Source organism: Streptomyces sp. NPDC052107, assembly GCF_040680215.1.
Lineage (GTDB): Bacteria > Actinomycetota > Actinomycetes > Streptomycetales > Streptomycetaceae > Streptomyces.
Map to the genome: position 1 here is coordinate 159,820 of NZ_JBFAWG010000010.1, position 26,754 is coordinate 186,573.

Below are 26,754 nucleotides of genomic sequence, written 5' to 3' on the forward strand. Positions count from 1 at the left end.
CAACGGCAGGTGAAGTTTTCACAGGGTTCGCGGAAGAACCCGGCCTGACCGGTGCCGGGACCGGGCGGGGCGGGAGGCCGACGAGGCGTGGCGAACGTGGAGCACAGCGGGCGACCGGCGGACGCCTTCGGCAGGGCCCCGGCCGAGGCGCGGCTGCGCACGGCCCGGCTCGCCCTGTGGGCGGCGGCCGCGATCCTCGCGGTACGGCAGCTGGCCGTCGGCCTCACCACGCCGAGCGGCTCACCGACCTGGAGACCTGGGTCGGCCCCCACGGCGTGCTGCATGTGAACGGTTCGATCTACGACTCGACCCGGTTCACCGGCACCCCCTTGGGCGATCTGGTGCTCAAACCCCTCACCCGTTCGGCGCAGGCCGCCCTCGGCTGGGGCTGGACCTTCGTCACCCTGCTGCTGGTCGTCGCCCTCGGCCTGGTGGCCGCCCGCGCGCTGCCCCAGCCGGTGGGCCGCCGCACCTCCCCGCTGGCCGCGCCGGTCGCGATCAGCCTGCTCATGCTGTCGCTGCCGGTCCGCGACGCCCTGCGGCTCGGCCAGACCAGCATCATCCCGGTCCTGTTCGCCTGCTCGGCTGCTTCACCGTGCGAAGCCGGCGGGAGGGCGGGCTGTGCATCGGTCTTGCCGCCGCTCCGCAGCCGACCATGCTGCTCTTCGCCCCGCTGCTGTGGTTCACCGGCCGCCGCCGGGCCGCCGCCACGGCCGGTACCTTCGCCGCCTGCACCGCGCTCGCCTGGGCGGCGCTCCCGCACGACTCGTACACGTACTGGGTGCACCACATGGCCGGGACGGGCCCCGGCGGCAAGGCCGACGCCCTCGGCAACCAGTCCCTGCACGGCGCCCTGCTCCGCCTGGGCCTGACCGGACCGCTGGAGATCGCCCTCTTCCTGGTGCTCGGCGCCGCCGTCGGCGCGTTAGCCCTGCGCCGCGCCGTCCGTTACGCCCACGACGGCCAGCTGCTGCTCGCCGTGGCCGTCACCGGCTGTGCCGTCGTCGCCGTCTCTCCCACCGCCTGGCAGTACCAGCTGCTGTGGGTGCTGCTCGCCATGGTCGGCCGGGTCGGCAGCCGGGCCTCCGACCGGTACGTCTGGCCGGTCGCGATGATCTGACGTACAAGCTCAGCCGCTACGGCGGCCAGCTCGTCAAGGTCCCCGTCCCGAACACCTCCCGACGCTGCTCAGCATGCGGATTCACCGTCCCCGGCAGCAGGGAAGACCAGGCCACGTTCATTTGCAAGAACCCCGACTGCGACTTCCAGTGCAACGCCGACTGGAACGCAGCCCAGAACATCTTGCACCTGTACCGGATCGGCCACGTCATAGTGGAGGCCCCGGCCGCCGGAAGGCGCGGTCGTAAGGCGGCTACAACCGTCAAGCCCGTCGCCGCAAGGTAGACGGGAATCCCCTTCCTGAGCTTGCGAAGGGAGGGAAGAACTTCAAAACCGCTGAATGATCGTCCCGGTAGCCAGCCCACCGCCCGCGCACATGGTGATCAGCGCGAACTCCTTGTCCACGCGCTCCAGTTCGTGCAGGGCGGTGGTGATCAGGCGGGCGCCCGTCGCCCCCACCGGGTGACCCAGCGCAATCGCACCGCCGTTGACGTTGACCTTGTCCAGGTCCTGTTCGAAGACCTGGGCCCAGCTCAACACGACCGACGCGAACGCCTCGTTGATCTCGACCAGGTCGATGTCCTTCAGGGACATCCCCGCCTTGCCCAGCACCGCGCGCGTCGCGTCGATCGGGCCGTCCAGGTGGAAGTGCGGGTTGGCGCCGACCAGGGCCTGGGCGACGATCCGCGCCCGGGGCTTCAGCTTCAGCGCCCGCGCCATCCGCTTCGATGCCCACATGATGGCCGCCGCGCCGTCGGAGATCTGGGACGAGTTGCCCGCCGTGTGGACGGCCGTCGGCATCACCGGCTTCAACTTCGCCAGCGCCTCCACGGACGTGTCCCGCAGGCCCTCGTCCTTGTCCACGAGCCGCCACATGCCCTGACCGGCGTACTGCTCCTCCTCGGTGGTCGGCACCTGCACGGCGAAGGTCTCGCGCTTGAAGCGTTCCTCCGCCCAGGCCAGGGCCGCCCGCTGCTGGGAGAGCAGGCCCAGCGCGTCCACGTTCTCCCGCGTCAAACCCCGGTGGCGGGCGATGCGTTCGGCCGCCTCGAACTGGTTGGGGAGGTCGACGTTCCACTCGTCCGGGAACGGCTTGCCGGGACCGTGCTTCGAACCCGACCCCAGCGGGACCCGGCTCATCGCCTCGACACCGCAGCTGATCCCGACGTCGATCACGCCCCCGGCGACCATGTTGGCCACCATGTGCGAGGCCTGCTGGGAGGAGCCGCACTGGCAGTCGACGGTCGTGGCGGCCGTCTCGTAGGGGAGGCCCATGGTCAGCCAGGCCGTGCGCGCGGGGTTCATGGACTGTTCGCCGGCGTGGGTGACCGTGCCGCCGACGATCTGCTCGACCGCGTCGGCGGGGATGCCGGTGCGGCCGAGGAGTTCACGGTAGGTCTCGCCCAGGAGATAGGCGGGGTGCAGATTGGCGAGCGCGCCGCCGCGCTTGCCGATCGGGGTGCGGACGGCTTCGACGATCACGGGTTCGGCGGCCATGGGTGCGGGTCCTCTCCGAGAGGGCTCTCCTCCAGAACTAGTACGCGTTCTAGTTCTGCCCAGCAGTCTGCTGACGTGATGTCCATCACCGCAAGGGTCTTGCAGGTGCCGAAGCCGCGATCTGCACGAATTCCGCACGGATTGGGGCTGCCGTACCTCTTGCGAGTTGTAGAACCCGTTACTACGTTCACCGCACTCGCTGATGGGCCGTCAGAACTTCACGACGGGAGCCGCCGATGCACTGCCCCGCGCTGCCCGACGGGTTCGACTTCACCGACCCCGACCTGCTGCACCACCGTGTGCCCCTCCCGGAGTTCGCCGAGCTGCGCCGCACCGAGCCGGTCCGCTGGATCCCGCAGCCGCACGGCATCGCGGGCTTCGCCGACGACGGCTACTGGGCCGTGACCCGGCACGCGGACGTCAAGTACGTCTCCACGCACCCGGAACTCTTCTCCTCCACCGTCAACACCGCGATCATCCGCTTCAACGAGCACATCGAGCGCGACGCGATCGACGCACAGCGGCTGATCCTGCTCAACATGGATCCTCCGGAACATACGCGGGTACGGCAGATCGTGCAGCGCGGCTTCACGCCACGTTCCATCCGCGCCCTGGAGGACCGGCTCCGGGCGCGCGCCGAGGCGATCGTCGCGAGTGCCCGCGCCCGCTCCGGACCCTTCGACTTCGTCACCGAGGTCGCCTGCGAACTGCCCCTGCAGGCCATCGCCGAGCTGATCGGGGTCCCGCAGGAGGACCGGTCCAAGATCTTCGACTGGTCCAACAGGATGATCGCCTACGACGATCCCGAGTACGCCATCACCGAGGAGGTCGGCGCGGAGTCGGCCGCCGAGATCATCGCCTACGCCATGAACATGGCCGCCGAACGCAAGAAGTGCCCGGCCCGTGACATCGTGACGACGCTCGTCGCGGCGGAGGACGAGGGCAACCTGAACTCCGACGAGTTCGGCTTCTTCGTGCTGATGCTGGCGGTGGCCGGGAACGAGACGACCCGGAACGCCATCACCCACGGCATGCACGCCTTCCTCACCCACCCCGAGCAGTGGGAGCTGTTCAAGCGGGAGCGGCCCGGGACGACGGCAGAGGAGATCGTGCGCTGGGCGACCCCGGTCAACGCCTTTCAGCGGACGGCCGCACAGGACACGGAACTGGGCGGGGTCCAGATCAAGAAGGGCGATCGCGTCGGGCTGTTCTACGCCTCCGCCAACCACGACCCCGAGGTCTTCACCGACCCCGACGCCTTCGACATCACCCGCGACCCCAACCCCCACCTCGGCTTCGGCGGTGGCGGGCCCCACTACTGCCTCGGCAAGTCCCTGGCGATCCTGGAGATCGACCTGATCTTCAACGCGATCGCCGACGCGATGCCCGGCCTGCGCTCGGCCGACGAGCCCCGGCGACTGCGCTCGGCCTGGATCAACGGCGTCAAGGAACTTCAGGTCACCACCGGCTGACCCGCGGGTCGGCCCACCCCGAGGGAGGCAGGAGCACCCCTACCCCAACGCCCCGTTCCTGCCTCCCCCGAGGTCGGCAGGTTCACTCCCTGCCGGACGCCACCACCGCCAGCACGCCCGAGGCGAGGGCCGCGACAAGCAGCGGGATGCCCAGGCCGTGATGGAGGACCAGCCACGCGCCCAGGCAGGCGCCGGCCAACATGGCGATCACCGAGGCCGTGCGGCGCGGCGAGCGGTGGCCGGGGGCGCCGCCGAGGCGGGACTCGGCGGCCAGACCGGTCAGGGTCATGGTCAGCACGGTGGTGGTGCTGATGGCGGCGACGCCCAGTTTGCGGACGGTCGCGTTGCGCAGGCCCATCGCGTACCCCGTGAGGGCGATCACGGCGTAGACCGTGCCGGTGGCGTGCGGCCGGGTGAAGGCGACCGCCGCCGACAGGGCCAGCAGGACCGCTTCGGCGGTCAGGGTGAGGCGGGTCCAGGTGCGGCGCGACCCCTTGCCGACGCGGATGGCGAGCCGGCCGCCGGTCACCGCGCCCAGCAGAAAACACCCCAGCGAGGTCGCCGTGTGCCGCACGGAGAAGCCGGGCGCACCGGCCGCCGCGAAGCCGAGCACGACCACGTTGCCGGTCATGTTGGCGGTGAAGACCCGGCCGAGCCCCAGATAGCTGACGGCGTCGATCAGCCCGCTCACCACGGTCAGGACCAGCAGCACGAACACCAGCCGGAGCCCGCGCTCCTCCAGGTCGTACGGTTCCTTTGCCGATGCGTCTTCCGCTGCGCTCACCGCCCCAGTTGACCATGTGGGGATGCGGGAAACGCCGAAGGCGGCGGCCCGGGGATCGGGGGCCGCCGCCTTCAGCGGCTTCGGGGCGCGCTGCGGATGGCTCAGTACCAGCCGTTGGCCTGCCAGAAGTTCCAGGCCTTCACGGGGCTGCCGTAGCGCGACTTCATGTAGTCCAGGCCCCACTTGATCTGGGTGGCCGGGTTGGTCTTCCAGTCGGAACCGGCGGAGGCCATCTTCGAGCCCGGCAGGGCCTGGACCAGGCCGTAGGCGCCGGAGGAGCTGTTGGTGGCCGACGGGTTCCAACCGCTCTCATGCGAGACGATCTTGCTGAACGCGTTGAACTGCGCGGCGTCCGGGATCATCTTGTGCGCGATCGCCTGAGCGGAGGAGGCCGAGGTCGGGGCGGCCTGGGCGGGCGCCGCGGACAGTGCCATGCCGGCGGTGGCGGCGGCCACGGCGGCAACGGTGAGGGCCTTCTTCGGGGAAGCGATGCGGCGGATGAAGGAGACGGACACGGAGTACCTCTTGCGTCGGGGACAGGGGGATCGCCCGCATGGGACGGGCCACGCGATGTGGCCGTGTGCGTCGGCGCCTCGGCCCGGGTGGGCTTGTGGCGCCTGGCGACGTCGTCCAGAGAAGCAGCCCGGAAAGCCGTCCGCAATGACCCCTTTTACTAGTTGTGGCCGGATAGACGGGAAACGCCGACTCTGTGGCGTGGGTCTCAAAGTGCAGGTCGGAAGGGGTGCACTAAAGGGCATATCGGACATCTCGGACTACGGTCCCGCCTCGTAGGTGACGTGCGTCATGTGGGGCGCTTCACCGTCTCGCTCGCAGACCGGATACGAGACCTCACACAGCGAGGCCGTACGCTGTGCCGCCCGTCACGCCGCGGGGCCGTCGAATGTGACCGCGGTCTCGAAGGCGGCCCGCCGGGTGGCCCGGCGCAGCGCGCGCAGCACGGCCGGACCGAGGACGAGGGTCAGCACCACCGTGCACAGGGCCCGGCCCAGGTCCCAGCCGAGCGAGGTGGCCAGGCAGTAGGCCATGAAACGGGCCAGGTTGGCGGGGACGGAGGCATGGGCGTCGAAGGAGATGTTCGAGGCGGCGGCTCCCATGAACGGCCAGCCGGCCAGGTCCATGACCGTGCCGTAGGCGAAGGCGGCGAGGAAGCCGTAGACCGCGAGGAGCAGCAACTCGAACCGGCCGCGCAGCCGGACCGGGCCCGGGAGCAGCCCGGCGCCCATCGTGAACCAGCCCATCGACAGCATCTGGAACGGCAGCCACGGTCCGACCCCGCCCGTGAGCAGGGCGGACGCGAACATGGTCACCGAGCCCAGGGTGAAGCCGAAGCCGGGGCCCAGCACCCGGCCGCTGAGCACCATCAGGAAGAACATCGGCTCGATGCCCGCCGTGCCCGCGCCGATCGGACGCAGCGCGGCCCCCGTCGCGGCCAGCACGCCCAGCATGGCCACGGCCTTCGGCCCGAGATCCGACTCCGAGATCGTCGCCGCCACGACCGCGACCAGGAGGATGAGCAGGCCCGCGAAGAGCCAGGGCGCGTCCTGGGCGTGGGCACTCAGCTGCGAGCTGGGCGGAGCGAGGAAGGGCCACCCGAAGCCGACCGCACCGACCGCGCTGACCAGGGCCAGCGCGGCGAGCGAGCGGGGGCCCAGACGGATGGCGTGGAGGCGGGCGGGGCTGGTGCCGGGGGTTTTCGTGGTTCGGCTGCGGATGTGCGGGGACGCGCTCATGCCAGGGCCTCTCGTACCTCGGCCACGGTGAGCCACTGCTGTGGGGCCAGGATCTTCGTCACCTGCGGGGCGAAGGACGGTGAGGAGACGACGATGTGCGCGGTCGGTCCGTCGGCTATGACGTCCCCCTCGGCGAGCAGTACCACCCGGTGCGCGATCTCGGCCGCCAGCTCCACGTCATGCGTGGCCAGCACGATCGCGTGCCCCTCGGCGGCGAGGCCGCGCAGTACGGTCACCAGGCGGGCCTTGGCCGCGTAGTCCAGGCCGCGGGTCGGCTCGTCCAGCAGGAGGAGGGGCGGGCGGGCGGTCAGCACCACGGCCAGGGCGAGCGCCAGACACTGCCCCTCGGACAGGTCGCGGGGGTGGGTGTCGTCCGTGATCCCCGGCAACAGCTCGGACACCAGCGCCCGGCAGGTCCCCGGCTCGGCTCCCGCGTCCCGGTCGGCCGCCGCGCACTCCTCGGCGACCGTGTCGGCGTACAGGAGATCCCGTGGTTCCTGTGGGACCAGGCCGACGCGGCGTACGAGGTCGGGGGGTGCGGTGCGGTGGGGCTCGACTCCGCCGACCCGGACGCTTCCGGCGCTGGGTGCCACCAGGCCGACGAGTGAGTGGAGAAGGGTGGACTTTCCGGCGCCGTTGCGGCCCATGAGGGCGAGGGTCTCGCCGGGGGCGACGGTGAGGTCGATGTGCCGCAGGGCGTCGACGCGGGCCCGGCGGACGGAGAGGGAGCGGACTTCGGCGATGTGCGGTTGCTCGGGTTCGGGGGTGGGGGAGGCGGGGCGGCGACGGGAGAGGAACCGGCGGGTGGGTTCGGCGGGTCCGGGGTGCTGCGGCTGGGCGGGGGCAGGTTTCGCTTGCCCGCGCCGGTGGGACGCCTCCCCCACGCTCACGCGTGCCGCCCCTGGCGGCACGACTGCCCGCAGCGGCGGCTGCACTTCGCGGCGGGCGGTGCCGCAACTCCCCAGGAGCGCGGGGAACTGTGCGACCAGCCCCCTCGCACCCGCAGCCGCAGTGCCGCGCGTACCCGCGGCTGCGGATGCGGCCAGGCGTTCTCGCAGGGGACCGGCGCGCCGGCGGGCGTCTCGGACGGTGAGGGGAAGGGGGGACCAGCCCGCAAGGCGGCCCAGGGCGACCACCGGCGGGTAGACCGGGGAGACCGCCAGCACCTCGGGCAGGGAGCCGACGATCGGGGCCTCGCCGGGACCGGGCAGGAGGACGGCTCGGTCGGCGTAGTGGATCACGCGCTCCAGACGGTGTTCGGCCATCAGGATCGTCGTGCCGAGGTCGTGCACCAGGCGCTGGAGTACCGCCAGGACCTCCTCCGCGGCGGCCGGGTCCAGCGCCGAGGTCGGCTCGTCCAGGACCAGTACCCGGGGATGCGGGGTGAGGACCGAGCCGATCGCGACCCGCTGCCGCTGGCCACCGGAGAGCGTGGCGATCGGGCGGTCGCGCAGTGCGGCCAGCCCCAGCAGGTCGAGGGTCTCCTCCACCCGGCGCCGCATGACCTCCGGGGCGAGGCCCAACGACTCCATGCCGTAGGCGAGTTCGTCCTCCACGGTGTCGGTCACGAAGTGGGCGAGCGGGTCCTGCCCCACCGTGCCGACCACGTCGGCGAGTTCGCGCGGCTTGTGGGTACGGGTGTCCCGGCCCGCCACCGTGACGCGGCCGCGCAGGGTGCCGCCGGTGAAGTGCGGCACGAGACCGCTGACCGCGCCGAGCACGGTCGACTTGCCGACCCCGGACGGCCCGAGGAGCAGCACGAGTTCGCCCTCCGGCACCTCGAAGTCGACGCCCTGGACGGCGGGTCCGGCCGCACCGTCGTACGTCACGCTGACATCCTCGAAGCGGATCACGACGGCTCCTTGGGGTCCTGGGGGACGACGAAGGCGGGGAGGAGGGCGAGGAGGATCGCGGCGGCCGGCCACAGGGGGAGAGTGGGAGCGACGAGGGGTACGACCCCGGGGTGCAGTGCCTCGGGGTCGCGGGCGGAGGCCAGGCTGAGCAGCGCGGCGACCGCGGCGCCGGAGCCGGTGACCAGCCAGGCCCGGGTGCCCCACGGGTCCGGGCGGTACCGGGTGCGCAGCGAACGGCGGCTGCCGAGGCGCAGCCCCGCGAGCGCGGCGACGGCACCGGCGAGGAGGAGCGGGACGCCGTAGGTGCCGCCCTCGGCGGTGAGCAGACCGTACGTCCCCGCGCACACGCCGAGCAGGCCGCCGAGGGTGAGCGCGGCCGTCGTACGGCGGATGCGCGCGGGGACCTCGACCGTACGGCCGTAGCCTCGGGCCTCCATCGCGGCGGCGAGTGCCACCGAGCGCTCCAACGCGCCCTCCAGTACCGGCAGTCCGACCTGGAGCAGGCCCCGCAGACCCCGGTCCGGGCGGCCGCGCAGCCGGCGGGCGGCGCGCAGGCGCCGGACGTCGGCGATGAGATGCGGGGCGAAGGTGAGCGCGACGACGACGGCGACGCCGGTCTCGTACAGGGCGCCGGGCAGGGACTTGAGGAGGCGGGCGGGGCTCGCGAGCGCGTTCGCCGCGCCGACACAGATCAGGAGGGTGGCCAGCTTCAGCCCGTCGTAGGCGGCGAAGACGAGCGCCTCCGCCGTGACCTTTCCGCCCAGGCGGATGCCCTGCGCCCAGTGGGGGAGGGGGACCTCGGGGAGCGTGAGGAGGGTGTGGGTGCCGGGGATGGGGGAGCCCAGCGCCACCGCGAAGAGGAGACGGATGAGGAGGACGGCGAGGGCGAGCTTGGCGAAGGCGGTGTAGGCGTGGGCGGTGGGGGTGCCGGTGTTGCCGCGGTGCGTTGCCACGACGTAGGCGGAGATGGATACGAGGAGTGCGAGGAGCAGGGGGTTGGTGGTGCGGGTGGCGGCGGTACCGAGGGAGAGCGACCAGAGCCACCAGGCACCGGGGTGAACAGTGGCCCGGCGCGGGCGCGCCCCGTAAGGGGCGTGGGCCGCATCGATGTGTGGCTCCGCCGTGTGGGCGCGATCAGCCCCCACCGGCCCGCGGTCAGACGGAGTCATCGCGTCGCCGTCGGTACTGCCACACCGTCGCGCCCGCCAGCACGGCGACGACTCCCGCACCGATCGGCAGCCCCAGGGACGGCCCGCTGCTCGAACCACCGCTCTTCTCCGGCGTCTTCTTGCCCGAGGACGCCGAAACCTGCTCCCCGCACCCCTTCTTCGGATACCCGGAGATCGCGCACAGCAGGGCGTTGGTGTCGTAGCGCAGGGGTGGTGCGACGGCCGCCAGGGCGTCGGCGGTCGTCGCGTCCGCCGGGACCCGCGCGCACGCCGTGCGGCGGGCCGGTGGTGTCTCGGCGGACGGCGCGTCCGCCGGGGTGCCGAAGTCGAGGACGAGTGCCACCCGCTTCGTACCGGACTTGGCGGGTGTACCCGCGCAGATCGTGCCGAAGTCCGCCGCCCCGCGCGGCCGGCTCGCGTCCGCCGAGTCCGCGCTCACCGCGAAGCGGAAGCCCTCCACGGCGCCGTCGTCGGGACGGGCGGTCGACGGGCCCTGCGTGGCGTACGTCCAGTGGTCGCCGTCGCGCTCCCAGAACGACCAGTAGCGGTAGCCGGTGGCCTGCGCCTGGCCCGCCGCCCCGGCCAGCAGGACGAGCGCGGCGCACAGCAGGCTCGCGGCGCGGCGGACGGCGGTCACGGCTGTCGCTTCTTCCGGCCGCTGAGCAGGAAGCCGACGCCGATGCCCGCGACGAGGCAGACGCCGACGAACCACCAGACGCCGAGGCCTGAGCCGCTGTCGGACTTCTCCGACTGCCCGGCCTTCCTGGTCCCGTGCGCGGCGGAGTCCATGGCTGGGGCCGGGCCGAGCTCGTTGAGGGACGTGACCAGGCTGGTTCCGTCGAAGTCACCGGGCTGCGCGCCGACCGCGTGCGCGGCGAGGATCAGCTGGGCGTACGCCGCCGGACCGCTCTGCGCCGCCCAGCGCCCGGCGTTCTTCTCCAGCCAGCCGTACGCCTTCCTCGCCTGCTCGGTCCGGCCGTCCGCGGCGAGCGCGACGACCGTGTCCGCGGTGTTGCCGAAGTCCGGCTGGGCCTTGGCGCCGGGGAGGGCGGACTGCAGGTGCCCGGTCCTGCCGACGGCGGCCGCCAGATAGGCGCCGGCGTTGTCGGCGACCTGGGCCGGGGTGGGACGGTCGGCCTTGGCGCACGCGTCCTGCGCGGGCGCCTTGCCGGCCTGGACCACGAACCCCTTGCCGAGGGCGCCGAGCACACCGGCCGCCGTGGCGTCCGCGTTGGCGGGCAACTTGCCCTTCTTGTCCGGCTGGTAGGCGAGGGCGCCGCCGCCGTCCTGGTCGCAGGCGAGGGACATGGCGGCGAGGAGGTCGTAGGGGGACTTGCCCGCCTTGCCGAGGGTCGCCGGATCCGTACCCGCCGCCGCGAGCGCGCCGATGACGACGGAGGTGGAGTTGGTGTCGCTGGGCCCGCCCGGCGCGTAGCCCCAGCCGCCGTCCTTGTTCTGCACGGACTTCAGCCAGGTCACGGCCTTGCCGACGGCGTCGTCGTGCCCGCCGGCCGCCTTCAGGGCCTGGACCGCGGCGGCCGTGCTGTTGGTGTCCACCATGACCTTGCCGTCGCAGGCCTTGGCGGGGGCGGCGCGGAACGCGGCGAAGGCGCCGTTCGCGCACTGCTGACCGGCGAGCCAGTCCACGGCCTTCGCCGCCGGCCGGTAGCCGAGGGTCCGCTGGGCGATGAGCGTCAGCGACTGGCGCCACACGCCGTCGTAGGTCGGGTCGGAGGTGCCGTACAGCCCGGACGGGATCGCGACCTTCGGGGAGGGAGACGGGGACTGGCCGGCGGCCGTGGCGGGCGCGGCGGCGGCCAGCACGCCTATGGCGGCGAGAGCCGCGGCACTGCGGCGGACGTTCATGGTCGGCGACTGCCTCTCCTTTGGGGAACCGGCAGCACGGGAGACACCCCGGGCGGCTCGGCTCCGTAAACCTCGACGGTGCCGTGCGCGGCGGACCGCCGACGCACGCGAGCCGGTCAACGTCCCGCCCGGGGCGGTCCGGCTCACCGCCTCACGGCGGCTCACGGATGGGGGTGCCCTTGGCTCGAGCGAAGCCGAGAGTTGGCGGAGGGTCAGCGCCGGAATTGCACCGGCTTTCCCCCGTACGGGTGTGATGACGACCCCGCCACTTTACCGGCAGCCCTGAGCGGCCTGAGGAGTGGCTGTGCACACGGGGGTGCGGTGACCAGGGTCACGGTCGTGACAGAGACGGGGAGACTGCTGGGTGGGGGCTGCTCGGCCGACGTGTACGAGAGCGACGACGCCTGGGTGTTGCGCCGCGACCGGGACGGTTGGGGGGACGCCGCCGCCGAGGGGGCCGTGATGGCGTACGTCCGGCAGCACGGCTGTCCGGCACCCCGGGCAAGGCCCACCGGCTCACGCACCGGCCTGGTGCCGGAACGAGTGTCCGGCCCGACCCTGCTGACCGCCCTCACCGAGGGGCGGGCCGACGCGGCGGAGGCGGGCACCCTGCTCGCCTCCCTGCTGCGGCAACTGCACGCCGTACCGGGCCGGAACCCGGCCGACCCGCGAGCCCGCGTACTCCACCTCGACCTGCACCCCGACAACGTGATGCTCACCCCGGACGGCCCCCGCGTGATCGACTGGTCCAACACCGAGGACGGTCACCCCGGCCTGGACTGTGCATGTCGGCGGTGATCCTCGCCCAGGTCGCCGTGGACGACACCCCGCCGGCCGGTCCGGCCCACGACATGTTCGCGGCATTGCCGGCCGACCCGTCGGACCTCACGGAGGAGGGGCTGACGGAGGCGCGAGGGCGCAGGGCGGCCAATGCGACGATGACGGCCCGCGAGGTCGAACTCCTCGCGGGCGCCGAGCTGTTGGTACCCGGGGTGGCGCAATGGCGCACCATCCGCTAGCCGACCCTCGGGGTGTCGCCGCCGAAGGGCAGGTGCAGGGTGCGGGAGGCGATCAGCCACTTGCCGTCGACCCGGCGGAAGGTGTCCTCGTAGTGACCCACCTGGACGGGCGGCCCGGCGGGAATGGGGTCGCCTCCCTCGTATCCGTCGACGCGGTACGTCGTGAAGTATGACGTGGCGCCCGCCGAGTCCGGGCCGGTGATCGTGACCAGCACATTGGACATCAGACGGCGGGAGAGCCGGTCGGCGGGGCGGGAGCCGAAGTACGCGCGCAGCGCCTCCCGGCCCTCGATCCGGCGCCCGTCCCCCGGCGGAGGCCACTCCCAGACGCCGTCCTCGGTGAACAGGTCGGCCACGTCGGCCGGTTCACCCAGGTCGAGGCGGCGGACGAAGTGCAGGACGACGTGTTCGCAGGCGTGCTGGGCGAGAAGTGCGTCGACGAGGTTCATGAGCCTGTGTAACAGGGCCGCCGCGCACAAAGCGACTCATTTAGACCGCTAGACCGCTAGACCGCGTCACACCGCCACGTACGCCACCGGCTCGCTCCCCGCCACCGGTTCCGTCCGGCCCTGCTTCACCAGGCGGCGCAGATGGGCCTCGGCCTCCGAGATGGCGATGTTCCGGGAGCCGTAGGGGATCTCGGCCCAGGGGCGGTTCCACTCCATGCGCTCGGCCAGCTGCCACGGCGTGAGCGGCTCGGCGAGCAGGGCGAGCAGGCCGGCCAGGCGCTCCTCATGATGGGCGAGCAACTCCCGTACCCGGCCCGGCGCGTCGGTGAAGGCGTGCTGGTGCGCGGGGAGGACCTCGGCGGGGGCGAGGCGGCCGATGCGTTCCAGGGAGTCGAGGTAGTCGCCGAGGGGGTCGGTGACGGTCGCGTCGTCCGGGTCCTCGTACAGGCCGATGTGCGGGGTGATCCGGGGCAGCAGGTGGTCACCGCTGAACAGCCGCCCGTGCCCCGGAAGCCGGTGGTCGGGATGCTCCTCCTCCAGGTGCAGGCAGACGTGGCCCGGTGTGTGGCCCGGGGTCCAGATCGCGCGCAGCCTGCGGCCGGGCAGGTCGAGGAGCTCGCCGGGGACGATCTCCCGGTCCGGCAGGGCGGGGGAGAGGCCGGGCAGGGTGCGGGGGGTGCGGGGAGTGAGGAGCGGCGCCAGGTGTTCCTCGGGCGCGCCGGCGGCCGCGAGTTTGGCGCGCATGTAGCCGAACCAGCGCTCCGGCCGGACCTCCCGGGTGCGCCGTACGACCGCGGTGTCGGCGGCGTGCATCGCCACCCAGGCGCCGGAGGCCTCGCGCACCCGGGCCGACAGGCCGTGGTGGTCCGGGTGGTGATGCGTGATGACGACGCCGTACACCTCAGCCACCGCCGTACCGCACGCGGCCAGCCCCGCCACGAGCGTGTCCCAGGACGCCGGGTCGTCCCACCCGGTGTCGACCAGCACCGGACCACGGTCGCTCTCCACGACGTAGACCAGCGTGTGACCGAGAGGATTGTCCGGGATGGGCACCGCCACCGACCGTACGCCCCCACCGCGCTCGAACGTCGTCACCATCGCCCCTCCACCCCTCCACCCGCCGGCCCATGGCCCACTATAACTAGAACTGATTACACGTCAGATACTGGTGAGCGTCCGCTTTGTTGTCCGAAGGCTTTCATGCGGCCGCCGGGACGGGTCCTCTGGGCCGTCTGCGGGAAAGCGGCCCCTCGTCTGCTCGTGCCTGCGGTCCGGCTTCCTCACCGCGCTGAACAATCGCCTGGGCATAGCGTATGTACGCGTTTCGGCGGATTGAGGGGAACGACCGATGGCCGCAGCGGAACACCCGAATCGCAGGGCTCTGCTCGCTGGTGGACTCGCAGTCTCCACGGCCGTACTTGCGGGGTGCTCATCGAGGAGTGCCACCCTGATGACGGCCAGTGCTTCACCGGAAGCGAGCCCGGCAACGCCCGCCGCGGCCTTCGCGAGGCTGATGGACGGCAACAAGCGGTGGGTGAGCGGGGACCTTCAACACCCCGACCGGGATCCGAACCGGCGCCAGTTCGTAGCCCAGGGGCAGAAGCCGTTCGGGGCGATCCTCGCCTGCATCGACTCCCGGGTGGCGCCCGAACTCATCTTCGACACCGGGCTGGGTGACCTGTACGTGATGCGCACCGGCGGGGAGGCGGTGGGGCCGGTGGTCACGGGTTCCGTGGAGTACGGGCCCATGACGAGTGGCACTCCGCTCATCGTGGTCCTGGGGCATCAGCGGTGTGGCGCCATCGAGGCGGCGTACAAGTCCCTCCACGGCGGCAAGCCGCTGCCGGGGAATCTCGAAGCGATCGCCAGGGCTCTGCGTCCGGCGTACGAACAGGCGGTCAAGGAAGGCGGTGCCGACCCGGTCGAGACCATGGCCCGTGCGCAGGCCAAGCTGACCGCGGCCGACCTGCGCTCGAACCGGGACCTGGCCCCACTCGTAAGAAAGGGCAGCCTTGCCGTGGTCGGCGCCTACTACTCCCTCGACACCGGCAAGGTGGACGTTCTGGCGGGCGCGCCTTCCTGACCGGTCAACCGGGACGGACATGCCCTGTGAGCGGCCTCGGACGGCCCAGAGACGGCCCAGACGGCATGACGGCGCCCGCGCCAGTGGCAAATCCGCTGGTGCGGGCCTGTTCGGTGCTGGGCATTGCCCCCTATAACTAGAACTGATATCAGTTCTGAAACAGCGTCAGAAACGTGCGATGCGGTGGGAGGCAGCCGGCCATGACCGAGCTCGTGGAACACGGACAGCTGTTCATCGGCGGGGAGTTGACCGAGCCCCTGGGCAAGGACGTCATCGAGGTGATCTCCCCGCACACCGAGGAGGTCATCGGCCGGGTGCCGCACGCCTCCCGGCAGGACGTGGACCGGGCCGTGGCCGTCGCGCGCCGCGCCTTCGACGAGGGGCCGTGGCCGCGGGCGACGCTGGAGGAGCGGATCCAGGTCGTCACCCGCATCAAGGACGGCATCGCGGCCCGGCACGAGGAGATCGCCCGGGTGATCTCCGCCCAGAACGGCTCCCCGTACTCCTGGAGCGTCCTCGCCCAGGCGCTCGGCGCGATGTTGGTGTGGGACGCCGCGATCAGGGTCGCGCGGGACTACACGTACGAGGAGCGCCGGGACGGTGTCCTCGGCCCGATCCTCGTCCGCCGTGAGCCGGTCGGTGTGGTCGCGGCCGTGGTCCCCTGGAACGTCCCGCAGTTCGTCGCCGCCGCCAAGCTCGCGCCCGCGCTGCTGGCCGGCTGCACGGTCGTACTGAAGCCGTCCCCGGAGTCCCCGCTCGACGCGTATCTCCTGGGGGAGATCGCGCGGGAGGCCGGTCTCCCCGAGGGCGTGCTCTCCATCCTGCCCGCCGACCGCGAGGTCAGCGAGTACCTGGTCGGCCACCCCGGCATCGACAAGATCTCCTTCACCGGCTCGGTCGCGGCCGGCAAGCGCGTGATGGAGGTCGCCGCCCGCAATCTCACCCGGGTCACGCTGGAGCTGGGCGGGAAGTCGGCGGCGGTCGTGCTGCCCGACGCGGACGTGCAGACGGCCGTGGCCGGGATCGTCCCGGCGGCCTGGATGAACAACGGGCAGGCGTGCGTGGCCCAGACCCGCATCCTCGTCCCGCGCGCCCGCTACGACGAGTTCGCCGACGCCTTCGCGGCGGCGGCCGGCGCGCTGAAGGTCGGCGACCCGCTGGACCCGGCGACCCAGGTCGGCCCGCTGGTCGCCCGCCGCCAGCAGCAGCGCAACCTCGACTACATCCGGATCGGCCAGGAGGAGGGCGCCAAGATCCTCACCGGCGGCGGCCGGCCGCCGGGACTCGACCGCGGCTGGTACGTCGAACCGACCCTCTTCGGAGACGTGGACAACTCCATGCGGATCGCCCGCGAGGAGATCTTCGGCCCGGTCATCTGCCTGCTCCCGTACGGCGACGAGACCGAGGCCGTGAAGATCGCCGACGACTCGGACTACGGACTGTCCGGCAGCGTGTGGACGGCCGACGTCGAGCACGGCATCGACGTGGCGCGGCGGGTCCGCACCGGCACCTACTCGGTCAACACCTTCAGCCTGGACATGCTGGGCCCGTTCGGCGGCTACAAGAACTCCGGGCTGGGGCGGGAGTTCGGTCCCGAGGGGTACGGCGCATACCTCGAGCACAAGATGATCCACCTGCCGGCGGGGGCGTAGGCCATGGGCGACCGCTGGCACGTCGAGGTCGACCGGTCGCTGTGCATCGGCTCGGCCCAGTGCCTCCACCACGCCCCGCACGCCTTCCGCCTCGACCTGGCCCGCCAGTCCCACCCGGTGGACCCGGACACCGACGCCGCCGAACCCGTCCTGGAGGCGGCCGAGAGCTGCCCGGTGGAGGCGATCGTGATCACGCTGCTGGAGAGCGGGGAGGCGGTGTTCCCGCCCGAGGAGTAGGCGTGTCCGTGCCTCGGGTTACCCTCCTGCGGTCTCGACGGAACGAACAGGGGCGGGGAAGCGTGGACAGGTCCGAGGCGGTCGAGCTGATCAAGCGGGCGCGGGAGGAGTGGCAGGCCGAGGAGTGGCTGCGGGCGGCCGACCTCTACGAGCGTGTGCTCGCGCACTACCCGGACGAGAACCCGAGCGCGGTGTGGTGGTACGACGCCGCGCTCGCCCACAAGTTCCTGCGCAACTGGACCAAGGCGTACGAACTGGGCCGCGAGGCCGCCGCGCGCGCCCCGCGCGGTGAGGGCGACCCGGCGTACTGGAACCTCGGCATCGCGGCCACCATCCAGCGCGACTGGGCGACAGCCCGGGAGGCGTGGGACGGCTTCGGGATCCAACTCCCGGACGGGGTGGGCGAGATCGAGGGCCGGTTCGGGCAGGCGTGCGTCCGTCTCGACACGGGCGGGGAGCGGGAGGTCGTCTGGATCGACCGGCTGTGCCCGACCCGGGGCCGGGTCGTGAACGTACCGGTGACCGCCGGCCGCCGCTTCGGCGAGATCGTCGTCCACGACGGCGAGCCGAAGGGCCGCCGGGTCGTGGACGGCCGTGAATACCCCGTCTTCGACGAACTCCTCCTCTTCGAGGCCTCCGACCTGCCGACGTTCACGGTCACGGTCAACGCGGGCGAGGCCGCCGACATCGAAGCGCTGGTCGAGCTGTTCCTGGCGCAGGGCTACGGCGCCGAGCCGGCGAGCAGCTTCGAGCTGCTGTGCGCCTGCTGCAGCGAGGGCACGCTGGAGCGACGGCGCAGCGTCCACGGGGGCGCCCAGCAGGTCTCCCTGGCGGCCTCGGAGGAGGAGGCACGGCGGTTGCTGGACCAGTGGGTCACACAGACGCCTTCGGGGCGCGCGTGGAGCGGTTTGGCACCGGTCGGCTGAGGATCGGCCGCGCCCAGCTCGCTCCACGGTGAGCCGCGGAGGTCAGGCGCGCCCGCCCGGCTCCGTCAGGTCGATCAGCCGGCACACCGTCTCGATGTCGATCTTCACCTGGGCGATGGAGGCGCGGCCGGAGAGCCAGGTGATCAGGGCCGAGTGCCAGGTGTGCTCGATGACCCGGACCGCCGAGAGCTGCTCGGGGGTGGGGTTCTCCAGGTCCATCGCGTCCAGGATGATCAGGGTCGTCTGACGGGAGACCTGGTCGACCTCCGGCGAGACGCTGCGGTCGGCGAAGGTCAGGGCGCGGACCATCGCGTCGGCCAGGTGTGGCTCGCGCTGCAGGGCACGGAAGGCCCGCATGAGGGTCTCGGCGACCCGCTCGGCGGCCGTGTCACCGGCCGGGGGCTTCTTCCGCAGGGTGCCGTGCATGTGCTCCAGCTGGTCCTGCATCGTCGCCACCAGCAGGTGGACCTTGGAGGGGAAGTAGCGGTACAGGGTGCCGAGGGCCACCTGGGAGGACTCGGCGACCTCGCGCATCTGCACGGCGTCGAAACCGCCCCGGCTGGCCAGCTGGGCGCTCGCGTGCAGGATCCGGCGGCGGCGGGCCTCCTGGCGCTCGGTCAGAGGCGGCGGTGGGGGTCCCGCCGCTCGAGCGAAGCCGAGAGTGGGGGAAGGCCTCGAATCACTGGCTTCCGCAGGCATGGGTCCCGTTCCGTGACAGTCGGTGAAGGCGTCTGTGGGGCACGTGATCAGACAGCATGGCAGGGCGACGCGCCGTGGCGCGAATCACCTGATCCACTGCTCACAGCGCCCCTACCTGCCGGTAGATTCAGAGCCTCTTGAACGATCAAGTCTGAAACTTGTTCTAGATTAGCGTCCCGACGTAGTCTCGCGGGACAGCGCAGGCAGAAGGGGGCACGGAGTGACCGCTGAGGCCCGTGTGGCGGGCGTCGAGCAGGACCCCGCTGCCGACGGCGAGCGACCGCTCGACATCGCGCTCCTCACCTATAAAGGGAACCCGTTCTGCGGCGGCCAGGGCGTCTACGTACGGCATCTCTCGCGTGAGCTGGCCCGGCTCGGGCACCGGGTCGAGGTCATCGGCTCACAGCCGTACCCCGTGCTCGACGAGGGGTGTCCCGGGCTCACGCTGACCGAGCTGCCCAGCCTCGACCTCTACCGCCAGCCCGACCCCTTCCGCACTCCCAGGCGGGACGAGTACCGGGACTGGATCGACACCCTGGAAGTCGCCACGATGTGGACCGGCGGCTTTCCCGAGCCGCTGACCTTCTCCCTGCGTGCGCGCCGCCATCTGCGCGCCCGGCGCGGCGAGTTCGACGTCGTCCACGACAACCAGACCCTCGGATACGGACTGCTCGGCGACATCGGCGCACCCCTGGTGACCACCATCCACCACCCCATCACCGTCGACCGGCAGTTGGAGCTGGACGCGGCCGAGGGCTGGCAGCGCCGCTACTCGGTGCGCCGCTGGTACGCCTTCACCCGGATGCAGAAGCGCGTCTCGCGCCGGCTGCCCTCGGTCCTCACCGTCTCCGGGACCTCCCGGCAGGAGATCGTGGACCATCTCGGCGTCCGCGACGACCGCGTGCACGTGGTCCACATCGGCGCCGACACCGATCTGTTCGCGCCGAATCCGACCGTGCCCGAGGTGCCGGGCCGGATCGTCACCACCTCCAGCGCCGATGTGCCGCTCAAGGGGCTGGTGTTCCTGGTGGAGGCGCTGGCCAAGGTGCGCACCGAGCACCCGGCCGCCCATCTCGTCGTCGTCGGCAAGCGCCCCGAGGAGGGGCCGGTCGCGGCGGCGATCGAGCGGTACGGCCTCGAAGGCGCCGTCGAGTTCGTCAAGGGCATCTCCGACGCCGAACTGGTCGACCTGATCCGCTCGGCCGAGGTCGCCTGCGTGCCCTCGCTGTACGAGGGCTTCTCGCTGCCCGCCGCCGAGGCCATGGCCACCGGCACCCCGCTGGTCGCCACGACCGGCGGCGCGATCCCCGAGGTCGCCGGCCGCGACGGCGAGACCTGCCTGGCCGTGCCGCCTGGCGACGCGGGGGCGCTGGCCGCGGGGCTCGGCCGGCTCCTGGGGGACCGTGAGTTGCGGGTGCGGCTCGGTCGCGCCGGCCGCGAGCGGGTGCTGCGGAAGTTCACCTGGGCCCGCGCCGCGCAGGGCACGGTGGCCCACTACCGCGAGGCCATCGCCCGCTCCGCGGGCGCCCACCGCACCGCGGCGGGCCTCAGCCGGTCCGCGGCCTCACCGAGCGTTGCCGCCGCGACCCCGACGAGTGTCGCCTCCGCGGCCTCGGCAAGTGTTGTCTCTTCCGAAAGCAGGGCCACGTGCTGACCGTCGACTTCTCCCGGTTCCCGCTCGCCCCGGGCGACCGAGTCCTGGACCTCGGCTGCGGGGCCGGCCGGCACGCCTTCGAGTGCTACCGGCGCGGCGCCCAGGTCGTGGCCCTGGACCAGAACGGCGAGGAGATCCGCGAGGTCGCCAGGTGGTTCGCGGCGATGAAGGAGGCCGGGGAGGCACCGGAGGGCGCCACCGCCACGGCCATGGAGGGCGACGCGCTCGCCCTTCCCTTCCCGGACGAGTCCTTCGACGTCGTCATCATCTCCGAGGTGATGGAGCACATCCCCGACGACAAGGGCGTGCTCGCGGAGATGGTCCGCGTGCTCAAGCCGGGCGGCCGTATCGCCATCACCGTGCCGCGCTACGGGCCCGAGAAGGTCTGCTGGGCGCTGTCCGACGCCTACCACGAGGTCGAGGGCGGCCACATCCGCATCTACAAGGCCGACGAACTCGTGGCGAAGATCCGCGAGGCGGGCCTGAAGCCGTACGGCAGCCATCACGCGCACGCGCTGCACTCGCCGTACTGGTGGCTGAAGTGCGCGTTCGGCGTCGACAACGACAAGGCGCTGCCGGTGCGGGCGTACCACAAGCTGCTGGTCTGGGACATCATGAAGAAGCCGCTCGCCACGCGGGTCGCCGAGCAGGCGCTGAACCCGCTGATCGGCAAGAGCTTCGTGGTCTACGCGACCAAGCCGCACCTGCCGCGTCTCGCCGAAGAGGCGGCCGCCGAGTGACCACCCCCCGGACAGAACACCTCGTCCTGCCCGGGGTCCTCACCGCCGGGCAGGCCACCGCGACCGTCCGCGGCATCCTCGCCGCGCAGCGGGAGGACGGCGCGATCCCGTGGTTCCGCGGGCATCACCTGGACCCGTGGGACCACACCGAGGCCGCGATGGCCCTGGACGCGGCCGGCGAACACGAGGCCGCCGAGCGGGCGTACGAATGGCTGGCCCGGCACCAGAACCAGGACGGCTCCTGGCACGCCGCCTACGCCGACGGCGCCCACGACGACGTCACCGACCGGGCCCGCGAGTCGAACTTCGTCGCCTACATAGCCGTGGGCGTGTGGCACCACTATCTCTCCACCGGCGACGACACCTTCCTGGACCGCATGTGGCCCTGCGTCTACGCGGCCATGGAGTGGGTGCTGGCCCTCCAGCAGCCCGGCGGCCAGATCGGCTGGCGCCGCGAGGACGACGGCACGCCCACCGCGGACGCCCTGCTGACCGGCAGTTCCTCGATCCATCACGCGCTGCGCTGTGCGCTCGCCATCGCCGAGCAGCGTGAAGAACCGCAGCCGGACTGGGAGTTGGCGGTCGGGGGACTGCGGCACGCGATCCGCCGGCACCCCGAGCGCTTCCTCGACAAGGACCGCTACTCGATGGACTGGTACTACCCGGTCCTCGGCGGCGCGCTGACCGGCGAGGAGGCCAAGGCCCGCATAGCGGAGTCCTGGGACCGTTTCGTCGTCCCCGGCTTCGGTGTGCGTTGCGTGGTCCCCAACCCGTGGGTCACCGGCGGCGAGTCCAGTGAACTTGCCCTGGCCCTGTGGGCGGTGGGGGAGTCGGACCGCGCCCTGGAGATCCTCCAGTCCATCCAGCACCTGCGCGACCCGGAGAGCGGCCTGTACTGGACGGGCTATGTCTTCGAGGACGACGCGATCTGGCCCCGCGAGCTGACCACGTGGACGGCCGGCTCCCTGCTCCTCGCCGTCGCGGCGCTGGGCGGCCACGAGGCGACGTGCGCTGTCTTCGGCGGGGAACACCTGCCGACGGGGCTCGATCCGGACTGTTGTTAGGCGCTCCGCGGGCTGCCGCGGAGCGCCTGACGGGGCGCTTCAGTGCCGGTGTATGCGATGGGCGATGGCGTGGCCCACGAACAGGTACACGACCGCCGCGAGGCCGTAACCGGCCACGACCCTCGCCCACGCCTCGTCGAAGGTGAACAGGTCGTGGGACCAGCCCGCCAGCCAGGCGGCGGTGTGGTGGATGAACTGGACCAGACTGTTGGCGCGGTTGGCGTCCAATAGGTACATGAGGATCCACAGGCCGAGGATCAGCGCCATGACATCGGCGACGATCGCGATGACCGTCCCGGCCTGATTCGCACTGTTGCGATATCGAGGGGACATACCTTCCGGATTGCCGGGCGGCGAGCGGTGAAACCCGAACGGCGGCGGCCGAGTGGCGTACCCGGCGGTCCTGCGTGAGGCTTCCGGAGGAAGCAGTCCGCTCGGGGAGGACACGTTCGGAGGACCCCGTGCCCGTACCCCTACGGCGCCTCGTCGTGGCGCTCACGCTGAGCTGTGCCCTGCTGGCCGGTGCCACCGCCTGCGGCAGCAGCGAGAAGACCAGTACGAAGGACACCGCGGCGGCCCAGGCCGTCCCGGCCGCCGACACCCCCAGCCCGACGACCTCCGCGCAACGGCAGAAGTTCGCCAAGACCCGGTTCGTGGCGAACGCCGGCCTCGCGGCGGGCGCGACCTACCAGTGGATCGTGAAGCCCTGGAAGGCGGGCAAGTTCAAGAAGGGTGCCAAGGGCCGCAAGATGGTCCTGGTGAAGGCCGGTCTGGCCGGTGCCTTCACCTACAACCGCCTCAAGGCCGCCCAGAAGAACGCCCAGGGCGACCCGAAGCTGTCCAAGGCCCTCGCCCCGCTCAGCGCCGGCATCGACGCCCTGAAGAGCCTGCCGTCCAAGCTCCGCAGCGGCGACACGAACGCGGCCGGCTCCTTCAACGACGTGATCAACAAGGTCAAGGACGCGGGCAGCAGCGCCGGCGCCCCGGTGAAGAATCAGGTGCCGTCGGCGTCCCAGCTCTCCCAGGGCAGCTAGGTCAGTCGGGAGTTCAGCTCCGCCAGCACCCTGAGGGAGTGCGGGTCCGGTGACAGGGCCAGCAGGTCCGTCACCGGGCCCGCGCGCCACAACTCGAGCCGTTCCGCGATGCGTTCACGGGGTCCGACCAGCGAGATCTCGTCGGCGAAGGCGTCCGGCACGGCCAGCACCGCCTCCTCCCGCCGCCCGGCCAGGAACAGTTCCTGGATCCGCCGGGCCTCCTTCTCGTACCCCATGCGCGCCATGAGGTCGGCGTGGAAGTTGCGGGAGGCGTGGCCCATGCCGCCGATGTAGAAGCCGAGCATGGCCTTCACCGGCAGCAGCCCCTCGGCCACGTCGTCGCACACCTTCACCCGGGCCATCGGAGCCACCAGGAACCCCTTGGGCAGCGCCCGCACCACGTCCCCGTACACCCCGGGCCGGCTCGGCGCCCAGTACAGCGGCAGCCAGCCGTCGGCGATGCGGACGGTCTGGGCCACGTTCTTCGGCCCCTCGGCGCCGAGCAGGACGGGCAGGCCGGCCCGCAGGGGATGGGTGATCGGCTTCAGTGGCTTGCCGAGCCCGGTGCCGTCCGGCCCTCGGTAGGGCAGCGGGTGGAAGCGTCCGCCGGAGGCCACCGGGGCCTCCCGCCGCAGCACCTGCCGTACGACGTCCACGTACTCGCGGGTCGCGGTCAGCGGCGACTTCGGGAACGGGCGGCCGTACCAGCCCTCCACCACCTGTGGCCCGGACAGCCCGAGTCCGAGCATCATCCGCCCGCCGGAGAGGTGGTCCAGGGTGAGCGCGTGCATCGCGGTGGTGGTCGGCGAGCGGGCCGCCATCTGGGCAACGGCCGTACCCAGCCTGATCGTTGAGGTCTGTGCGGCGATCCAGGTCAGCGGGGTGAAGGCGTCCGAGCCCCAGGACTCCGCCGTCCACACCGAGTGATAGCCGAGCCGCTCCGCCTCCTGGGCGAGCGGCACATGGCCGGCGTCCGGGCCGCGTCCCCAGTAACCGAGTGCGAGACCGAGCCGCATACGCCTGCCTCCTGACGAATCGTCAGTTCGTTGCCGGGAGGCGACTGTACGACAACGGCCCCGCGCCCGGAAGGGCGAGGGGCCGCGCGCGCCGGTGCGCGGGGCTCAGCCGCGCTGGATGCCGGAGGTGTCCTGCAGGACGCCACGGCGGCCGTCCTGGGTCTGCGCGACCAGCGCGGCACCGCGCTGCTCGACGGCCAAGTACCAGGTGCCGGGCGCCAGTTCGGCGATCGGGGTCGGCGAGCCGTCCTCCGCGAACAGCGGACGGGTCACCGGCACGGCGAACCAGAACGGCGAGAAGTCCCCGGCGGACGGCTGCGGGGCCGCCGGAGCGCCCTGCTGCTGCCCGAACGGCTGGCCCGGCTGCGGCTGGACACCGTACGGCTGCTGCGGCTGGGCACCCGGGTAGCCGTAACCACCGGGCGGCTGGGCGCCGTAGGGCTGCGGGGCGACCGGCTTGGGGGCCGGCATCAGGGCGGCCTGCAGGGGCGGGGAGAGCGGGGTGGCGATGGCGCCGCCCGCGAGAACCAGAGCGGCGATGAGACCGAGGATGAGACCGGCGCCGGCGTCCACACCGTCCGGCATGTCGATCAGCGTCCACAGCAGCGTCCAGGCCGCCAGGACCGGGAACGCGGCGCCGACCTGGCCGACGTCGAGCCCGAGCACCTTGCGGGGCTGCGGCAGGCAGCGGTTGACGACGATGAGGACGGCACCGATGACCGCGCCCATGTAGATACCCAGGCCCATGCCCAGGTCGTCCCACGCGTTCCGGCTGGCCGAGGAGCCGAACGCGGAGTAGCTCTGGAAGGTGAGGAACGACGCGATGAACAGCACCACCGCTGCTCCGATCACCACGCCATCGCCTCTAGTGAGGGAGCGGATATTCACTTCAGGTCCTTCGTGAGTCGTCTCGTCGTCGGTAGACACTACCGTCCGCAAGATCCGGCTGTCCGGCCGGTTCCGCCCGTCGGTCACGAACCGCGCAGGAAACTCACGATTCCCTCAGAGATCCCTTGCGCCGCCTTCTGCCGCCAGGCGCCGCTGGTCAGCAGTGCCGCGTCCTTGCTATCGCGCATGTTGCCGCACTCGATGAACACCTTGGGAACCGTTGACAGATTGAGACCGCCCAGGTCCGTACGTGTGACGAGACCGGTACCGTCGCCGAGGTAGTTGGACGGCGGCTCGCCGGTGTCGCGCAGGTAGTTCCCGGCGATGCGCACACCGAGGTCGTGCGAGGGTCCGACGATGCGGCGGGTGTCCGCGGCACCGGTGTGCACCGAGCCCGGCAGGATGACATGGAAGCCGCGGTTGCCCTGCGCCGAGCCGTCGGCGTGGATGGAGATCGCCGCGTCGGCGTGTGCGTCGTTGCCGGTCCGGGCCCGCTGGTCCACGCACGGCCCCCAGGCCGGGCCGTCGCCGTCATGGGTCAGCTTCACCGTGGCGCCCTGCTTCTCCAGCAGCGTGCGCAGCCGGTGGGCGACGTCGAGGGTGAACCGGGCCTCGGTGTAACCGTCGTTGGTGGACGTCCCGGTGGTGTCGCACTCCTTGCGGTTCGTGCCGATGTCCACCTTGCGGTTGATCTCGGCCGTGTGCTGGAAGTTGCCCGGGTTGTGCCCGGGGTCGATGACGACGACCTTGCCCTTGAGGGTGCCGGACGCGGAACCACCCGAGGGCCGCTTGCCGTCGTCCGTCGCGGAAGCGGTGGGGGAAGCCGAGCGATCGGACGGGGAGGGCGCGGCGGACGCACCGGACGCCGGAGCGGCGGAGGCGGTACGCACGCCGCCGTCACCGCTGCCGCCGCCCACCGCCTCGTACACCACCCAGCCGAGTAGCGCACCGGGCACGAGCGCCGCGAGCGCCACGGTCAGCGGGCCACGCCGGGGCCGGCGCGGCTGCGGGGGATCGAACTCCGGGCCTAGGTACGACACGTCTGTGACTCTAACCGGGGACTCAGATCCCCGTCCCCGTTCGCCGCAGGACACGCAGGGAGCCGGTCACCGAGACCTCCGTGAACGCCCCGGACTCAAGTGCCCGCAGGTACACGCGGTACGGAGCCTGCCCGGTGAACTCGTCCTCGGGCTCAGGAAAGACGTCGTGAACGACCAGCAGTCCGCCCTCGGCCACATGGGGCGCCCAGCCCTCGTAGTCGGCGCCCGCGTGCTCGTCGGTGTGGCCGCCGTCGACGAAGACGAGACCGAGCGGCGAGTTCCAGATCGCGGCGATCTGCGGCGAGCGCCCCACGAGGGCGACCACGTGCTCCTCCAGACCCGCCCTGAACAGCGTCCGCCGGAAGGCCGGCAGGGTGTCCATCAGCCCGACCTCGGGGTCGACGGTCTCGGGGTCGTGGTAATCCCACCCGGGCTGCTGCTCCTCGCTGCCCCGGTGATGGTCCACGGTCAGCGCCGTGACCCCGGCCGCACGGGCCGCGTCGGCGAGCAGCACGGTGGACCGCCCGCAGTACGTCCCGACCTCCAGCAACGGCAGCCCCAGCCGCCCCGCCTCCACGGCAGCCCCGTACAACGCCAGCCCCTCATCCACGGGCATGAACCCCTTGGCCGCCTCGAACGCGGCCAGGATCTCGGGCTTGGGGGCGGTCGGCATAGGGGGCCTCTCGGTCGTACGGCTGCTTGGGTGCCCATGCTGCCGCACCCCCCGGTGACTCATCGACGG

The 26,754-nt window shown here is 72.0% G+C and carries 27 protein-coding genes and 2 pseudogenes; 13 read left to right on the forward strand and 16 right to left on the reverse strand.

From position 1 onward, the window contains the following. Window positions 1-87 precede the first annotated feature (87 nt). Window positions 88-1,117 (forward strand): annotated as a pseudogene (locus AB0M27_RS14245) (glycosyltransferase family 87 protein); the annotation flags it as partial. Beyond that, window positions 1,117-1,404, forward strand: a pseudogene (locus AB0M27_RS14250) (zinc ribbon domain-containing protein); the annotation flags it as partial. The pseudogenes AB0M27_RS14245 and AB0M27_RS14250, both read left to right, overlap by 1 nt. Before the next feature lie 42 nt (window positions 1,405-1,446). On the opposite strand, the gene AB0M27_RS14255 reads toward AB0M27_RS14250, so the two are convergent. After that, window positions 1,447-2,616, reverse strand: a complete 1,170-nt coding sequence (locus AB0M27_RS14255) for a steroid 3-ketoacyl-CoA thiolase (protein ID WP_365721365.1) — start codon at window positions 2,614-2,616, stop codon at window positions 1,447-1,449. A gap of 236 nt (window positions 2,617-2,852) precedes the next feature. Between AB0M27_RS14255 and AB0M27_RS14260 the strand changes: the two genes are divergently transcribed. Further along, the gene (locus AB0M27_RS14260) at window positions 2,853-4,088 is read left to right on the forward strand and encodes a cytochrome P450 (protein ID WP_365721367.1); all 1,236 of its coding nucleotides are present in this window, start codon (window positions 2,853-2,855) and stop codon (window positions 4,086-4,088) included. A gap of 82 nt (window positions 4,089-4,170) precedes the next feature. Here the strand turns inward: AB0M27_RS14260 and AB0M27_RS14265 are convergent, their stop codons facing one another. The 7 genes from AB0M27_RS14265 to AB0M27_RS14295 all read right to left on the reverse strand — a co-directional run bounded on the left by AB0M27_RS14265 (window position 4,171) and on the right by AB0M27_RS14295 (window position 11,511). Next, complete coding sequence (locus tag AB0M27_RS14265; RefSeq protein ID WP_365721369.1) at window positions 4,171-4,872, reverse strand: YoaK family protein; 702 nt, start codon at window positions 4,870-4,872, stop codon at window positions 4,171-4,173. Between the two features lie 101 nt (window positions 4,873-4,973). Then, window positions 4,974-5,387, reverse strand: a complete 414-nt coding sequence (locus tag AB0M27_RS14270; RefSeq protein ID WP_365721371.1) for a transglycosylase SLT domain-containing protein — start codon at window positions 5,385-5,387, stop codon at window positions 4,974-4,976. A 366-nt stretch (window positions 5,388-5,753) separates the two neighbouring features. Beyond that, complete coding sequence (locus tag AB0M27_RS14275) at window positions 5,754-6,623, reverse strand: ECF transporter S component (protein ID WP_365721373.1); 870 nt, start codon at window positions 6,621-6,623, stop codon at window positions 5,754-5,756. Next, complete coding sequence (locus tag AB0M27_RS14280) at window positions 6,620-8,476, reverse strand: ATP-binding cassette domain-containing protein (RefSeq protein ID WP_365721375.1); 1,857 nt, start codon at window positions 8,474-8,476, stop codon at window positions 6,620-6,622. The genes AB0M27_RS14275 and AB0M27_RS14280 overlap by 4 nt, the downstream gene beginning before the upstream one ends. After that, a complete protein-coding gene (locus tag AB0M27_RS14285; protein ID WP_365721377.1) occupies window positions 8,473-9,645 on the reverse strand; it encodes an energy-coupling factor transporter transmembrane component T in 1,173 nt (390 codons plus the stop codon). Before AB0M27_RS14285 ends, AB0M27_RS14280 begins: the two co-directional genes overlap by 4 nt. Then, on the reverse strand, window positions 9,632-10,282 hold the full coding sequence (locus tag AB0M27_RS14290) for an SCO2322 family protein (protein ID WP_365721379.1): 651 nt from the start codon (window positions 10,280-10,282) through the stop codon (window positions 9,632-9,634). Before AB0M27_RS14290 ends, AB0M27_RS14285 begins: the two co-directional genes overlap by 14 nt. Then, on the reverse strand, window positions 10,279-11,511 hold the full coding sequence (locus AB0M27_RS14295; protein ID WP_365721381.1) for a prenyltransferase/squalene oxidase repeat-containing protein: 1,233 nt from the start codon (window positions 11,509-11,511) through the stop codon (window positions 10,279-10,281). The genes AB0M27_RS14290 and AB0M27_RS14295 overlap by 4 nt, the downstream gene beginning before the upstream one ends. A gap of 339 nt (window positions 11,512-11,850) precedes the next feature. Here AB0M27_RS14295 and AB0M27_RS14300 point away from each other — a divergent pair, with 339 nt between their 5' ends. Together AB0M27_RS14300 and AB0M27_RS14305 are read left to right on the forward strand one after the other, a co-directional pair. Continuing rightward, the gene (locus AB0M27_RS14300) at window positions 11,851-12,309 is read left to right on the forward strand and encodes a phosphotransferase (protein ID WP_365721383.1); all 459 of its coding nucleotides are present in this window, start codon (window positions 11,851-11,853) and stop codon (window positions 12,307-12,309) included. After that, the gene (locus AB0M27_RS14305) at window positions 12,297-12,530 is read left to right on the forward strand and encodes a hypothetical protein (protein ID WP_365721385.1); all 234 of its coding nucleotides are present in this window, start codon (window positions 12,297-12,299) and stop codon (window positions 12,528-12,530) included. The genes AB0M27_RS14300 and AB0M27_RS14305 overlap by 13 nt, the downstream gene beginning before the upstream one ends. Here AB0M27_RS14305 and AB0M27_RS14310 read toward each other — a convergent pair. Continuing rightward, a complete protein-coding gene (locus AB0M27_RS14310; protein ID WP_365721387.1) occupies window positions 12,527-12,979 on the reverse strand; it encodes a nuclear transport factor 2 family protein in 453 nt (150 codons plus the stop codon). The genes AB0M27_RS14305 and AB0M27_RS14310 overlap by 4 nt on opposite strands. Window positions 12,980-13,045: 66 nt before the next feature. Continuing rightward, window positions 13,046-14,077: an MBL fold metallo-hydrolase gene (locus AB0M27_RS14315; RefSeq protein ID WP_365721389.1), complete on the reverse strand. Its 1,032-nt coding sequence runs from the start codon at window positions 14,075-14,077 to the stop codon at window positions 13,046-13,048. 352 nt (window positions 14,078-14,429) lie between these two features. Between AB0M27_RS14315 and AB0M27_RS14320 the strand changes: the two genes are divergently transcribed. The 4 genes from AB0M27_RS14320 to AB0M27_RS14335 all read left to right on the forward strand — a co-directional run bounded on the left by AB0M27_RS14320 (window position 14,430) and on the right by AB0M27_RS14335 (window position 17,877). Next, entirely contained in the window at window positions 14,430-15,062 is a 633-nt protein-coding gene (locus AB0M27_RS14320; RefSeq protein WP_365721391.1) for a carbonic anhydrase, read from the forward strand. A gap of 200 nt (window positions 15,063-15,262) precedes the next feature. Then, a complete protein-coding gene (locus AB0M27_RS14325) occupies window positions 15,263-16,714 on the forward strand; it encodes an aldehyde dehydrogenase (protein WP_365721393.1) in 1,452 nt (483 codons plus the stop codon). Between the two features lie 3 nt (window positions 16,715-16,717). Next, window positions 16,718-16,951 (forward strand): ferredoxin, encoded by a 234-nt coding sequence (locus AB0M27_RS14330; RefSeq protein ID WP_365721395.1) that lies wholly within the window; start codon window positions 16,718-16,720, stop codon window positions 16,949-16,951. Between the two features lie 62 nt (window positions 16,952-17,013). After that, on the forward strand, window positions 17,014-17,877 hold the full coding sequence (locus AB0M27_RS14335; protein ID WP_365721397.1) for a tetratricopeptide repeat protein: 864 nt from the start codon (window positions 17,014-17,016) through the stop codon (window positions 17,875-17,877). Between the two features lie 42 nt (window positions 17,878-17,919). Here AB0M27_RS14335 and AB0M27_RS14340 read toward each other — a convergent pair whose 3' ends face one another. Further along, window positions 17,920-18,576, reverse strand: a complete 657-nt coding sequence (locus AB0M27_RS14340; RefSeq protein ID WP_365721399.1) for a TetR family transcriptional regulator — start codon at window positions 18,574-18,576, stop codon at window positions 17,920-17,922. 220 nt (window positions 18,577-18,796) lie between these two features. Here AB0M27_RS14340 and AB0M27_RS14345 point away from each other — a divergent pair, with 220 nt between their 5' ends. Genes AB0M27_RS14345 through AB0M27_RS14355 form a run of 3 tightly spaced genes read left to right on the forward strand, consistent with a single transcriptional unit; the run spans window position 18,797 to window position 22,034 of the window. Beyond that, window positions 18,797-20,230 (forward strand): glycosyltransferase family 4 protein, encoded by a 1,434-nt coding sequence (locus AB0M27_RS14345; RefSeq protein ID WP_365721401.1) that lies wholly within the window; start codon window positions 18,797-18,799, stop codon window positions 20,228-20,230. After that, window positions 20,224-20,970, forward strand: coding sequence for a class I SAM-dependent methyltransferase (locus AB0M27_RS14350; protein WP_365721403.1), 747 nt, complete (start codon window positions 20,224-20,226; stop codon window positions 20,968-20,970). Before AB0M27_RS14345 ends, AB0M27_RS14350 begins: the two co-directional genes overlap by 7 nt. After that, window positions 20,967-22,034 (forward strand): prenyltransferase/squalene oxidase repeat-containing protein, encoded by a 1,068-nt coding sequence (locus tag AB0M27_RS14355; protein WP_365721405.1) that lies wholly within the window; start codon window positions 20,967-20,969, stop codon window positions 22,032-22,034. Before AB0M27_RS14350 ends, AB0M27_RS14355 begins: the two co-directional genes overlap by 4 nt. A gap of 39 nt (window positions 22,035-22,073) precedes the next feature. Here the strand turns inward: AB0M27_RS14355 and AB0M27_RS14360 are convergent, their stop codons facing one another. After that, a complete protein-coding gene (locus tag AB0M27_RS14360; protein ID WP_365721407.1) occupies window positions 22,074-22,367 on the reverse strand; it encodes a hypothetical protein in 294 nt (97 codons plus the stop codon). 128 nt (window positions 22,368-22,495) lie between these two features. On the opposite strand from AB0M27_RS14360, the gene AB0M27_RS14365 reads away from it, so the two are divergent. Next, complete coding sequence (locus AB0M27_RS14365; protein WP_365721409.1) at window positions 22,496-23,068, forward strand: hypothetical protein; 573 nt, start codon at window positions 22,496-22,498, stop codon at window positions 23,066-23,068. Here AB0M27_RS14365 and AB0M27_RS14370 read toward each other — a convergent pair. From AB0M27_RS14370 to AB0M27_RS14385, 4 genes are all read right to left on the reverse strand, one after another. Continuing rightward, a complete protein-coding gene (locus AB0M27_RS14370; RefSeq protein WP_365721411.1) occupies window positions 23,065-24,084 on the reverse strand; it encodes an LLM class F420-dependent oxidoreductase in 1,020 nt (339 codons plus the stop codon). The genes AB0M27_RS14365 and AB0M27_RS14370 overlap by 4 nt on opposite strands. Before the next feature lie 105 nt (window positions 24,085-24,189). Next, complete coding sequence (locus AB0M27_RS14375; RefSeq protein ID WP_365721413.1) at window positions 24,190-24,939, reverse strand: hypothetical protein; 750 nt, start codon at window positions 24,937-24,939, stop codon at window positions 24,190-24,192. Window positions 24,940-25,055: 116 nt separating this feature from the next. Beyond that, window positions 25,056-26,012 (reverse strand): N-acetylmuramoyl-L-alanine amidase, encoded by a 957-nt coding sequence (locus tag AB0M27_RS14380; RefSeq protein WP_365721415.1) that lies wholly within the window; start codon window positions 26,010-26,012, stop codon window positions 25,056-25,058. 22 nt (window positions 26,013-26,034) lie between these two features. Then, entirely contained in the window at window positions 26,035-26,685 is a 651-nt protein-coding gene (locus tag AB0M27_RS14385) for a class I SAM-dependent methyltransferase (RefSeq protein ID WP_365721417.1), read from the reverse strand. Window positions 26,686-26,754 lie beyond the last annotated feature (69 nt).